This is a genomic window from Bacillus sp. NSP9.1 (assembly GCF_000465465.2).
GTDB lineage: Bacteria > Bacillota > Bacilli > Bacillales > Bacillaceae > Bacillus > Bacillus sonorensis_A.
On the sequence record NZ_CP048273.1, the window covers coordinates 2,623,941 to 2,636,003 of the forward strand.

The 12,063-nt window shown below is 43.2% G+C and carries 13 protein-coding genes and 1 tRNA gene; 4 read left to right on the forward strand and 10 right to left on the reverse strand.

The features are described from left to right. Positions 1–187 precede the first annotated feature (187 nt). Both M654_RS13525 and M654_RS13530 read right to left on the reverse strand, forming a co-directional pair. A complete protein-coding gene (locus tag M654_RS13525; RefSeq protein WP_026587419.1) occupies positions 188–721 on the reverse strand; it encodes a DUF420 domain-containing protein in 534 nt (177 codons plus the stop codon). A 152-nt stretch (positions 722–873) separates the two neighbouring features. Beyond that, a complete protein-coding gene (locus M654_RS13530) occupies positions 874–1,854 on the reverse strand; it encodes a hypothetical protein (RefSeq protein ID WP_026587420.1) in 981 nt (326 codons plus the stop codon). A gap of 231 nt (positions 1,855–2,085) precedes the next feature. Between M654_RS13530 and M654_RS13535 the strand changes: the two genes are divergently transcribed. Together M654_RS13535 and M654_RS13540 are read left to right on the forward strand one after the other, a co-directional pair. Beyond that, the gene (locus M654_RS13535) at positions 2,086–2,589 is read left to right on the forward strand and encodes an N-acetyltransferase (RefSeq protein WP_026587421.1); all 504 of its coding nucleotides are present in this window, start codon (positions 2,086–2,088) and stop codon (positions 2,587–2,589) included. A 54-nt stretch (positions 2,590–2,643) separates the two neighbouring features. After that, positions 2,644–3,609: a S66 family peptidase gene (locus M654_RS13540; RefSeq protein WP_026587422.1), complete on the forward strand. Its 966-nt coding sequence runs from the start codon at positions 2,644–2,646 to the stop codon at positions 3,607–3,609. Between the two features lie 31 nt (positions 3,610–3,640). Here M654_RS13540 and M654_RS13545 read toward each other — a convergent pair whose 3' ends face one another. The 4 genes from M654_RS13545 to M654_RS13560 all read right to left on the reverse strand — a co-directional run bounded on the left by M654_RS13545 (position 3,641) and on the right by M654_RS13560 (position 8,821). Further along, positions 3,641–5,230: a solute:sodium symporter family transporter gene (locus M654_RS13545; protein ID WP_026587423.1), complete on the reverse strand. Its 1,590-nt coding sequence runs from the start codon at positions 5,228–5,230 to the stop codon at positions 3,641–3,643. 140 nt (positions 5,231–5,370) lie between these two features. Then, a complete protein-coding gene (locus M654_RS13550) occupies positions 5,371–6,171 on the reverse strand; it encodes a LysM peptidoglycan-binding and 3D domain-containing protein (protein WP_026587424.1) in 801 nt (266 codons plus the stop codon). Between the two features lie 247 nt (positions 6,172–6,418). After that, entirely contained in the window at positions 6,419–8,200 is a 1,782-nt protein-coding gene (recQ, locus tag M654_RS13555) for a DNA helicase RecQ (protein WP_026587425.1), read from the reverse strand. 114 nt (positions 8,201–8,314) lie between these two features. Further along, complete coding sequence (locus tag M654_RS13560) at positions 8,315–8,821, reverse strand: hypothetical protein (RefSeq protein WP_026587426.1); 507 nt, start codon at positions 8,819–8,821, stop codon at positions 8,315–8,317. Positions 8,822–9,105: 284 nt separating this feature from the next. On the opposite strand from M654_RS13560, the gene M654_RS13565 reads away from it, so the two are divergent. Together M654_RS13565 and M654_RS13570 are read left to right on the forward strand one after the other, a co-directional pair. After that, positions 9,106–9,288: a YjfB family protein gene (locus M654_RS13565; RefSeq protein ID WP_409445216.1), complete on the forward strand. Its 183-nt coding sequence runs from the start codon at positions 9,106–9,108 to the stop codon at positions 9,286–9,288. Positions 9,289–9,394: 106 nt separating this feature from the next. After that, a tRNA-Arg gene (locus M654_RS13570) sits at positions 9,395–9,468 on the forward strand. A 186-nt stretch (positions 9,469–9,654) separates the two neighbouring features. Here the strand turns inward: M654_RS13570 and M654_RS13575 are convergent. From M654_RS13575 to M654_RS23940, 4 genes are all read right to left on the reverse strand, one after another. Further along, the gene (locus tag M654_RS13575) at positions 9,655–10,005 is read right to left on the reverse strand and encodes a DUF2200 domain-containing protein (RefSeq protein WP_026587427.1); all 351 of its coding nucleotides are present in this window, start codon (positions 10,003–10,005) and stop codon (positions 9,655–9,657) included. Between the two features lie 614 nt (positions 10,006–10,619). Next, complete coding sequence (locus M654_RS24140) at positions 10,620–10,748, reverse strand: hypothetical protein (RefSeq protein WP_268884347.1); 129 nt, start codon at positions 10,746–10,748, stop codon at positions 10,620–10,622. Positions 10,749–10,855: 107 nt separating this feature from the next. Further along, the gene (locus tag M654_RS13585; protein ID WP_026587428.1) at positions 10,856–11,311 is read right to left on the reverse strand and encodes a DUF4274 domain-containing protein; all 456 of its coding nucleotides are present in this window, start codon (positions 11,309–11,311) and stop codon (positions 10,856–10,858) included. A gap of 32 nt (positions 11,312–11,343) precedes the next feature. After that, entirely contained in the window at positions 11,344–11,976 is a 633-nt protein-coding gene (locus M654_RS23940) for an AHH domain-containing protein (RefSeq protein ID WP_236251133.1), read from the reverse strand. Positions 11,977–12,063: the final 87 nt, after the last annotated feature.

Genomic DNA, 12,063 nt, shown 5'->3' on the forward strand with positions numbered 1-12,063 from the left:
CATGGCCTAGTTTTTCTTGTAAAATATATGTATTGAAACATCATGGAGATGAGCAGCGGTTTCACTCTGTCACATCAGCTGTAAACCGCCGATCCGGAATGCGATCCGTTCGCAAACGGATATTTCCACATAAAAAACCCCTAAAGGCAAACAGATTTTCATCTGTCCCTGCCTTTAGGGGTGATGCTTAATAGTATGGCGAAATCAGAATATAAACGAGAACACCTGTCAGACTAACATACAGCCAAAGCGGCATCGTCCAGCGGGCGATTTTGCGGTGGCGTTCCACCTGCATGCTAAGCCCCCTGAACAAGGTGAATAATGCGAGCGGAACGATCACAGCCGATAAAACAATGTGTGTGATCAGAATAAAAAAGTAAATCGGCCTGATGATCCCTTCCCCTCCAAAGTGGGTATCGGGCATCAGCGAATGATAAATCAGGTATGACACTAGAAAGATGGTCGTTGTAGTAAAAGCGGCAAAAATAAACCGTTTGTGCGCTTTGATGTTTTTTTGCTTGATCATAAAAAGCGCAGCCACTAAAAAAATGAATGTAAAACTATTGCAGACCGCGTTGAGCAAGGGCAAAAAAGTCAAGTCCAAATGGGCGAACTTGTCGCTTTTCGGCATCAGAAACAATAACGCAATGACGCCGTTGATGATGATAGTCAAAGCGACGACAATGCCTGTATAGCTTTTATTTTTTTCTGTAAGGCTCATTTTGAATAATCTCTCCTATTTGTGCAAGCTATCCAAATCGTATGCAAATTCCGGGGGAATGTCAACGTTTTCGGCCTGTTCGCCCAAATTTGGACATAAAATAGACAAAAATCCCCTCTGCCGGTTTGTCCGGTGAGGGGATTTTTTGTCGCTTAGAAATTCATGGCGTCTTGTGCCATCAAGTTTTCTAATTCATCTTCTGTCACAATATCACCTTTTGCCGGTTTGTGATCGAATGTCACGTCACCGTCAATGTTTTTGTATGTCGTTGAGAATGTAAGGCCTAAAGATTTAGGGAATTCATCAATATCGAAATCCATTTGGACATCCGCTTTTTCACTCAGAAGATTTTCTTTGTCATCGAGTGTTGTTGTCACATTAAATTTTGTGAAGGTGATATCTTTCAAGCCGTCTTTGACGTCGTTCAGCTCATCTTTCGAGAGTGTATCTCCTGACGCATCTCCGACGATTTCAATCAGCTTCATGAGAGATGATTTGATTTCTTTGTCAGTAAAGCTGAACTTGATTTTTTGCGCAGCACCCTGATCTTTTTCTTTGTCTGTCAGATCCGCTTTTTCAAACTTATCCGCAGGAAGATCGTCCGCCGCTTTTTTGATGGATTCCATCACTTGCTTTTGAATTTCTTCCGTCTCTTTTGCTGAAGATTTATCATCTTCAAGCGGGAATTCCAGGTATTTGCCTTTCAGGCTGTCAAACTGCATGCCGGCTGTTCCCATGAAAACGCCGAAGCTGTCAAGCACGCTGTCGATTTTGATATAGCCGACTTGTTTCTTTTCGTCCATATAAATCGGGACATTGACATCCATTGACATGTTTTGCACTTTAAGCTGGCCTTTAATCACAGCTTCTGTCTCTTTTGTTTTCGTATTCGTCTTGCCGCTGATTGTTAATTTCGCATTGTTCAGCATCTCAACAATTTGCTTATCTTCAGCTCCAAGGTTTGAAGCATCTACATTCAAGCCGATATCACTTGAAAATTCATAAGATTTGGCAGCAAGCAATTTTTTGTAGGCCGCTGCATATGATCCTTTTGGATCAGCCTGCTGACATGCACCTAATGCAAGAACAAAAACGGTCAGCAGTAAAAATAGACCCCAACTTCTTTTCCTCAAAGTGGCACGCTCCTTTTGTCATGATTTTTTCTGGGTTTAAGAGGATATATTGTATGTATCCTAGTCATTTGAACCAGAAGTCATATGCATTCTACCATAAAAAAATTCGTAGAATGTGAAATTTTTGCTTAAAATTACATTAAAATTTATTTTTAGGGCTAGATTTGCAAAATCATAGTCTTTTTAATATAATCGAAAACTGTATGTTTCAATAGAAAGGAGCATGTTTAGATGGAAAAAGTACAGGAAAAAAACAGCTCCGAATCGCAAAAGGAATTGGATGATCTGCAATTTCAGCTGTTTCGGATGCGTGAGAATATGAAGGATATATCAAAAGATTCACGGGTGCTCGGCATTGATCAATCGAAAGATGACGAATGGATGATCGTCCATTCGATTGATGATGGCCGGACATGCAAGATCATGCTTAGCGACTGCCAGTCTCCTTACCGCGGAAGATGCGACTTTTCGCTCGTGGCTTCCTACAGTGAGGAAAAGCGGGCGATTCATATCGGCGATATTAAAGGACCGTCAGGCTATGGATATGGCTCGATCTGCATGAACTATTTAAAAGCGCGGGCGCGGGAGCACAACATTCCCGTCATTACCGGAGACATCGCCGAAAGGGATTGGGATCATGTCGACCGTTTAATCCACTTTTATGAAAAGCATCATTTTGAAGTCACGATCGACCCTGATTCAAAATCAGGTGAAATTCAGTGGGTGGATGTTTAAATCATTCGTCATATATGATGAAAATAAAAGGAAACAACGCAAGCAGGTGAAGACATGTATCCAGCCAAATTAAAAGAAGGCGATCACATCAGGGTGATCGCCCCGTCACGAAGCATGGCCCTTTTAAAGACGGAACAAATCGAACGAGCCAAAAGGGTTCTGGAACATCTCGGGTTCCATATCTCGATTTCCGCCCATGCAGAAGAAATCGATGAGTTTTCTTCTGCAAGCATTGCCTCCAGAGTCGACGATCTTCATGAAGCGTTTTCCGATCCTGATGTGAAAGGAATTTTGACGGTGCTTGGCGGCTATAACAGCAACCAGCTCCTTTCCCATTTGGATTACGATTTGATCAAGGCCAACCCCAAGGTCTTTTGCGGGTTTTCGGATATTACAGCCCTCGCTTTGAGCGTCTATCAAAAGACAGGTCTTGTCACCTATTCAGGGCCGCACTTTTCCAGCTTTTCAATGCAACAGGGCCTCGACTATACGAAGGATTATTTTTTGAAATGCTGCCGGGATCATGATCCGTTCGACATTGAGGCTTCTTTATTGTGGTGGGACGCAATCGGCAAAGAAGCACAGCCTCAGCCCAATCCGGGCCCTGTCGTGCTGAACGAAGGCAAGGCAGAAGGGACGATCATCGGCGGAAATTTGAGTACACTGGGCCTCCTTCAAGGAACGGAATACTTCCCGGATCTAAAAGGCGCTGTATTGTTTATAGAGGATGACTGGGAATCCTCGGCAGCCTTTTTCGACCGGGATTTGCAGTCATTGCTCCACCTCCCCTGCTTTTCCTCTGTCAAAGCGGTCGTCATCGGCCGATTTCAGCGGGCATCCGGCGTGCCGATCGAACGGCTCAAACAGATCATTCGAACAAAAAAAGAGCTTTCTTCCATACCGGTTATCGCCAATATGGACTTTGGCCATACCATCCCCTTTTTTACTTTTCCAATCGGAGGACGATGCCGTCTCGAAGCTCATCAAGGCAAGGTGCATCTTCGCATCACCGAACATTAAAAGCGGAGGATTCAGGGATCCCCCGCTTTTTTTATTTTGCAAGCCCCCACGGTGAAAACAAAAGATAAATGCCAACCATCAGGCAGATCACCAGAGCGGAGGCCAGCTTGGCATGCTTCCACGGCCGCAAGTCAACCCGGGTGTTTTTTTTAAATTCAAATTCGCGCTTCCGCGGGCGCATTTTTCCGATGAAAAGCATCAGTAAAACGGAAAACGGAAATAAAACGGCTAAAATATATAAAAAATGGATGTGTCCAAAGTATATTTTGGAGATCGCATACAGCAGGATATGTGCGGGAATCGCGGCTTTCACAGCCAATGCCGGCACCTTCTTCGAAAAAAATCCGACAACCACGGCCGCTAAAACAGGCACATTAAAAAACCCAAACATCTCTTGTAGGTAATTGTAAAGCCCTGACGGCGCAAACAGGATAAATGGCGCGATGACAACCGATAAGGCCCCGAGTGCCAAAACGAATCGCCTGCCTGTTTTGACAAGCTCTTTTTCTGTCGCATCAGGCTTGCACATTGGCTTGTACAAATCCAATGTGAACAATGTGATTGTACTGTTAAGCGCTCCGTTGAACGAACTGAGAATCGCGCCGAATAAAATCGCGGCAAAGACGCCGACAAAAGCCCCCGGAAGCAAATCAACAATCAGCTTCGGATAAACGGTATCTGGATTCATGATGTTTCCGCCATATAAATGATAAGCGATCACCCCCGGAAGGACGAGATAAAATACGCCGATTGTCTTAAAAACACCGGCCAGCAAGGCGCCCTTTTGCCCTTCCGCCAGGTTCCTCGCCCCGAGCGCCCGCTGTACGATCGACTGATTGACGGCCCAATAAAACAAATTGTTAACCAAAAGCCCCGTCAAAATCGTCGGCCAGGGAACTTCTGCAGAGTTGTCCGCCGTTATGGCATTGAGCTTTTCCTGATGTACACTCACTAGCTCCGAATAGCCTTTCAGCAGACTGCCGTCACCTATAGCCAGGATGCCGAGCACCAATATGAACAAGCCGCCGAGAATTAAACCGATTCCATAAATAGCGTCCGCTGACGCCGCGGCTTTAAGTCCGCCGAAAAATATGTAGCAGCAGCTTGCAGCGCCGATCATCAGCGCAATCAAAAACACCGTTGCAAACCGATTGGTTCCAAGCGCGGAAGAGATGCCGAATACCTGATCCAATACAAGTGCACCCGAATACAAAACCGTCGGCAGAAATGATGTCGCATATCCGAGTAATAAGAGGATGGACACAATCTGACGCGTCCTTTGATCATACCGCTTTTCAAGAAAGTCGGGTATTGTGGCAACCCCTGAACCGAGATATCGCGGCAGAAACACAAATGCCAGCATGATCAGCGCAATCGGCGCTGTCACCTCCCAGGCCATCGCACTCATCGTTCCGGCATAGCTCTGTCCATTCAGCCCGACCATTTGCTCTGTCGATAAATTGGTCAACAATAGGGAGCTTCCGATATAAAAAGCGGTGAGGGTGCGGCCGCCGAGAAAATACCCGTCTGAGGTTTTTAAGTCAACATCCTTCGTTCTCAAATAAGAAAAAATAAAGATTCCTGCATTAATCAATAAGAACGTCAAAACAATCCACAGCACACTTCTACATCTCCTTTGACCAGCATTTAATGGGTTTATCTACTTAACTACCCATTTGCCAATCTAAAAAAACTTCAGCTTGTGCTGTATAATAAAAAAAAGACACCGATCATATTTTATGGTCAGTGTCTTCACAAATTCTATTCATTTAAAACTTTTACTTTAACTGTTCGAACGCCCCAGTTTTTCGCGGCTGATTTGCTAGGAACAAACACATCGATTTTGTTCCCTTTAATAGCGCCGCCCGTATCTGCAGCTGTCGCTTCTCCGTAGCCTTCGACATGGACTTTTGAACCGAGCGGAATCACGCTTGGATCGACCGCAATCACTTTGGCGTTTTTATTGGCTTTTAAATTAATCCCTGTCGCGGTAACGCCTGACATTCCGCCGTCATTAGCAGTATATGCCGTCGCGGTAACCGTCAGTTCTTTCGCCGCGCTTTGAGAAGTATTTGAACGGGATGCCGTTTCTTTTTCTCGCTTAGGTGCCGGTTGCGACTGTTCAGCTTTTGCTTCGCTTTGAACGGATGCTTTGGTTTCCTGAGGCTTCGCAGCAGCCTGTACCGTCGCCTGGCCATCGACTGTTATGGATGTATTCGGGTAAATGATATCTGATGTTATGTCGTTCCATGTTTTAAGGTCATTTACTGTAACGCCGAATTTCTGGGCGATTTTCCAGAGTGTATCTCCCTTTTTGATGGTATATTGAGTTGTTTTTTCTGTCTGTTTTTCAGAAACGTTCAGCTTCTGTCCCGGAATGATCAAATCGGAAGAAAGCTGATTCCATTCTTTTAAATCCTGCAGGCTGACACCTTGTTTTTGCGAGATTCCCCAAAGTGTATCGCCTTTTTGGACTGTTACTTCTTTTGCAGAGGCACTCGCTCCGAATGCAGTTGTCGACAATGCTGCAGCTGCAACAAAGGACACAAACGTCTTCTTCATAAGTAAATCCTCCCTTGTTAGCTTTTTATTGTTCGGCTAACAGGAGCAATCGTAACATATGAAAATGTCAATTCAATAACAAAACAATTTGTTTTTGATTACAGTTATTTTACAAGAAAGATTTTTCGCTACTGGAAATATGTGACTCCGACACTTGAAAACCTGTTACATCAAGGGTTCTCCCCTCATCTTTTTTTAAAAAAAGAGATTTACTAAAAAAATGATTTATTCATAAAAAAATCGTTTTTTATGCCTCTTTTTCAGTTTTATAGGCTTTAAGCTCCTGTAAAAATATCTCGCCATACTTTACTTTTTTTTGTTCTCCCACTCCTTTGACAGAAAGAAGCTCTTCTTCGGTCACAGGCACCTTGCCGCTCATTTCTTTCAATGTTTCATCAGAAAAGATGACAAAAGGAGGCACACCCTGTTCCTTGGCAAGTGTTTTGCGCAGCTGTCTCAACCGTTCAAACAATTCGTCGTCTTTGGCAATTTGAGCGGTGTTCATTTTTTCTTTGCGAACGACTGTTTCCCGTCCGAGCAGGACATTCCGGCCCTTGTTTGTCACAGTCAACGTCGGGTATGTGCCATCGGACATCCTGATGTAGTCATCGGCAATCAAAAACTCGATAAAATCACTGATTTCAGGGACCGACTGATGCTGTAAAATCCCGTAAGTTGATAATCGCTGAAAACGGTTTTCGATGACTTTCTTATTTTTCGAACCGGCCAAAACCTGTGCAACCATTGTTTTCCCGAATCTTTCTCCCATGCGGATCATGCAGGAAAGAACCATTTGCGTTTCTCTGGTGACATCAGCGGCATTTCTCGTATCAAGACAGCTGCCGCACCTGCCGCAGTCCTCTGTCTGCTCTTCGCCGAAGTAAGAGAGAATAAAGCGTTCAAGACAGCCCTCCGTATGACAGAAATCGACCATTTGCCTCAGCTTTTTCAAATCTTGCATCTGTACGTCCTCATCTTCTGTCGACTGCTCGATTAAAAAGCGCTGCAGCCTGATGTCCTGCGGAGAAAACAGCAGGATGCATTCACTGTCAAGCCCGTCACGCCCTGCTCGTCCCGCTTCCTGATAGTAGCTCTCCATATTTTTAGGGATTTGATAATGAATCACATATCTGATATTTGATTTATTAATCCCCATTCCGAAAGCGGAAGTCGCCGTGATCACACTTGTTGCGTCATTCAAAAAAAGGTCCTGCTGCCGCTCTCTTTCGGTATCATTCATTCCGCCGTGATAGCACCCTGCGGCGATCCCTTTTTTAGACAGCTTTTCACAGATTCTTTCGGCCTCACGCCTTGTAGCGGTATAAATAATTCCCGCCTCAGAACGGTTTTTTTCAACGTATGACTCTATAAAACGGTCTCTGTTTTCTCCTTTGAGAATTTTAAATGTCAAGTTGTCTCTGGCAAAGCCCGTGAAAATCGTATTTTCTTTTTTGATCCCTAGCTGTGCGCAAATATCCTCATGAACTTCAGGCGTTGCTGTAGCTGTCAGGGCCAGCACAACGGGACGAGTCTTTAGCTCGTTTAGAAAACCTTCGATATGTCTGTAGCTCGGCCTGAAATCGTGTCCCCACTGTGAAATACAATGGGCTTCATCAATGGCTGTGAGCGGAACATGCAGATTGGAGATCACACGTATGAATTCGGGAGAGGCTAAACGCTCCGGGGTGACGTAAAACAGCTTGTAGCTGCCTTCTTCCAATGCGGATAGGCGTTTGGCTGTTTCGTCATAGTCAAGGGAGCTGTTTACAAAGGAAGCGTTGATGCCAAGCTGCTTCAAAGCATCCACTTGATCTTTCATCAGCGATATTAACGGAGAGATCACGAGGGTCGTGCCTTCCATCATGAGCGCCGGAATCTGATAGCAGATCGACTTGCCTCCGCCTGTCGGCATGATGCATGCCGTATCCACTTTCTCTGATACGACAGATTGAATCGCTTTCCTCTGCCCCGGCCGCAATGATGGGTAGCCAAAATATTGCTGTAATAATGCTTCGGCTTTCTCTAACATACAATGAAAACCTCTCTTTATGTAGTCTGCTTTTGTCTCTCCATCATATCATATTTAAGCGGACACACCATCATCCCTACTAAAAACGCGTAATAAACGAAGAAAAATCATTTTTCACAAAACCGGATGTTTTTCAGCCATGGCTCGAATTTGCCCCGCCTCCTGGCGGCAAAGCTTTTTGTACGCGAAAGCACCGCTCAAACTCACTTCGCTTAAAACGGCATGCCTTAATATTGAAAGCTCCGATAAGACGGACGCTGTCTCTTTTGTGTAAACACCTTGCTCATGAAGCATTTTGATCAAATGCTGCACATCCTGATCCTCGGCACCTGGATCAAACCTTTTTGCAGTCTGGCGAAGGGCGTCTTCCACCTCAGACCAAGCTTTTTCAATGATGTTTTCCTCCTTGCTCAAAGCCCCGGGAAGCACTGTTTTTTCCCCGGCAGAAGCCAGCTCCTTTACCCTTTTATCAAACTCCAATTCAAAATCTTTATATTTCAATTTGATTAAATCCCTCATCCGCTCAGATAAAGGCCCCCTCAGCAGCAAGATCACGCTTAATATGGTGACGGGCCATGCCAAAGATTCGATCGCCGCAGATACAAATTCAAGCCATTGCATAACATCAGCCTCCATTTTGTCTTTCTTCTCATTAAGATGTGACACCACTTTATAAAAGTCTTGGTTAACGGTGAAAAAAGGTGAAAATAAGAACAAAACCGGCCGGCAGTGAAGTGCGAGTCATAAAGGATCTGTGACAGCGCGGGGAGCGCTGAGGGGCGTTTCGGAAAGGTAAGCACGCTTGATATACATATATTAACAGACAGACGCAAAAATTAGAATATTCAGACTTAAAATCAGGAATAAAGACACATCTTGTTGATCCGATATTAGAGGATAAGGAGGTGGTTTCTTTGGATATCGCTGCTTTATCGATGGCAATGAGTCAATCCGCGCTTGCCCAAAACGTCCATATCTCAATGACAAAGACGGCTATGGACACCGCTGAGCAAAGCGCAGAGCAGTTAATCGACATGGTGCAAGCCCCTCATCCCGTCTCAGGCCATCATATCGATCTAAAGGGCTAAGAGCGAGTTGCATGCATTCAACCTCTGTTGGATGCATGCTTTTTCAGAAAAAAATGGTGAAATCCCCTTTATTTTTTCGCGCTTTTATACTATAATATTGTTCTGTGTCCCAGTAGCTCAGGTGGATAGAGCAACAGCCTCCTAAGCTGTGTGTCGGGAGTTCGAATCTCTCCTGGGACGTATTGCATGAAAAGAGGCCAACCCTTACATACCAAGGGTTGGCTCTTTTTTGTTCGTCGTGTTCAGGTGAAGTAAAGGACATTGTGAGTTTATCCTCTAAACAAATCATTTCAGGGCAGTAATCTATCACAATCGCGCCCAGTTATTTAAAAGCTATAGAATTAGTGTTTCTTGGTTTTTTTATTATTATTTCCGTAAAATCTTCTCCATCGCCTTTCCCTTTGCCAACTCATCGATCAGCTTATCCAAATAGCGAATTTCCTGCATCATTGGTTCTTCGATATCTTCCACTCGGACGCCGCAGACGACACCTTTGATCAAAGCCCGTGAAGGATTCAATTGGGGAGCTTCCGCAAAAAAGGTCTCAAAGTCTGTCTGTTTTTCCAGTTGTACTTCTAACTCTTCTTGGCTATATCCTGTCAACCAACGAATGATTTCATCCACTTCTGATTTTGTACGTCCTTTTTTCTCTGCTTTCGAAATGTAATGGGGATAGACTCTTACAACACTCATTGTATAAATCCGATGTTTGGTCATGATACATCCTCCCTAATGGTTAAATGGCCCGTTTGTTGAATTGTCACAATTCATCCATTAACGTAATTGTATCAAATTTTTTTATAAGTTATGGACTTTATTTCAAAACCATAGATAAAATAAAAGTAGCCTTGAACAAGGTCCTCAACTTGCCTTAAGTGAACTTGTCCCGGTAGATCATTTGCTCTGGAAGATCGACGAATCCATGGATTTTTCGTTTATTTATGATCAAGTTGTCCCTCTATATTCATCCAATAACTGCTCTAATATCTCTTTATACGACCGTTTACACGCTTATATATGCCCATGTTCTCTTCCCAATCCCGCCTCGTTAAAGGTTCATCTGCCTTCGTTGAGGGCTTAGACACTTTTTTAGTTGCTTCGTGTCAGCCGATTAAACATCTCTCATTTTAATCTCCTTACCGATTAACACCACATTGCGCTATTCGCTTTTTAAAAAAGGCCCGGCTAATCTCCAGGAGGACGCAAAGATTTCAAGAAGCCATGTGAAAATGACTTCCTGTACAAACGGGAGCTCCCCGCTTGCGTTCCCCGTGACTATCGCGCGCAATCCTGCATAGACTCCAGCCGCTCCTCCTGTGAAGCTGACGACCTTACACTTGATCAGGGAAAGGTGCGTCTCCCATTCTGGCCAATAAAAAGCGGCCGCCAATCAGCTGCACAGCATCCGTGTGCGAAAGATCGGTGGCCGCAGACTCTCCGTCTTGGACTAAGGTATTCACGTTCGTTTTTCTTGTCTCTATCGTATGACAAAGCGGAAAAGAAAAAGTCCCCCATTTTATCCCCATTTTTGTCGGGTTTTTCTCGGAATTGAACCTAAAAAAACACATTAAATTTTTGGAACATCTACCACATGTCCTGGTGACTTATCAAGTAAAATATCCGGAATATTCGGGTTGCTTTTTTTCAACTTAAACTTTTGAATCTTTGTTAATTCAGGATCAAATGAAATGTTCTGAGTTTTAAACTTTAAATTTATAAGCTTATTATAAGTTTTAAATAAAAAATCCTTCCATTCTTCTAAAGTAGATGTTGAAACATCATCTTGATTTTCAAGCATACGATAACCATCTGCATAATGGAACATTAATAACCCTGTTCCAAAATCACAGTTCTCATTTTCAAGAATTGCTCTTGGAACATCAAAGCCGCTATTCCAATTATAATTTGCTGCAAAAACATGGAGCATCAAAGGGTCATCAATGTTTCTTACCAAACTTATTGTGCTGTCTTTATCTGTTTTATAAAGCAACTCTTCAAGGAAATTAATATCTTTCTTATCCACTAGTTTTACCTCCTAACAAATACTCAAAAAAATTAGTTTGATAATTGTTTAAGTTTTCTTTCCCAAAGTTCTACCGTGGCACCTTGACTAGGATATAAAGGTAACCCTTTCTCTTGTAATGTCCTTAAATTACTTTGCAGTTCAGATACTTGTTTTTGTAAACTATAAACGCTTTGATTAATATCCATTTTGTTTAAAGCTCTTTCTACCACTTCATTATAAACAGAATGATATCCTCTGTGCCTCGACATGGCACTTATATCTTTATCAGGTATTCTTAGAAAAATTCCATTTGATGCATCATCGAAATACATCCCTATTTTTTTAATAACAGGATTATTTGCCATTTCAGAAGGAATAATATGCTGGGCTTGATAGCCACTCCATTTTGTTGAACGTTTAAGCCCCATTTTCTCCATCATATTTTTTCCTAATTTGTTAGAATTCCCGCCTGTTACGGCTCCTGTCTTACCAGGAATTATCCTTGCTTCACCTATACCCTTATTAATAGTAGTGATTTCCTTTATGCGCCGAATAAAAGTATCTTTTATATTCTCCCCATTAAGTGCATGATAAGGAATTTTTCCTCCGCCTACAAGTTGAACTTGTGGAGCAAAAGGATTGTGTATTTGTATCCCTTTTATTTTTGAAGCAACCCTATGCATCGACTTATTGAAATACGCTATACTTTTTTCTAAAGTTTCCTTCGAAACCTTAATCGTTTTGCTCGTTGCTTTTTTAGTAGCTGCCTT